Below are 391 nucleotides of genomic sequence, written 5' to 3' on the forward strand. Positions count from 1 at the left end.
TTCCTGTCGCGTCCGGCCGGCAAGCTGTCCGGCGGCATGAAGCAGAAGCTGGGCCTGTGCTGCGCGCTGATCCACGACCCCGACCTGCTGATCCTGGACGAGCCCACCACCGGCGTCGACCCGCTGGCGCGGGCGCAGTTCTGGGACCTGATCAACGACATCCGCCGCGACCGCCCGGGCATGAGCGTGATCGTCGCCACCGCCTACATGGACGAGGCCCAGCGCTTCGACTGGCTAATCGCGATGGACGCGGGCCGCGTGCTGGCCACCGGCACGCCGGATGCGTTGCGCCAGCGCACCGGCACCGACACGCTGGAAGCCGCCTTCATCGCGCTGCTGCCCGAGGAAAAGCGGCGCGGCCACAAGCCCGTCGAGATCCCGCCGCTGACGC

1 protein-coding gene is annotated in these 391 nt (G+C 70.8%); it reads left to right on the forward strand.

Annotated elements, in window-relative coordinates; all coding sequences use genetic code 11:
• A partial coding sequence (locus ACR6JA_RS22295) for an ATP-binding cassette domain-containing protein (RefSeq protein WP_494599582.1) occupies positions 1-391 on the forward strand: 391 nt, incomplete at both ends.

The sequence above is a fragment of the Cedecea sp. B1(4) genome (assembly GCF_059414925.1).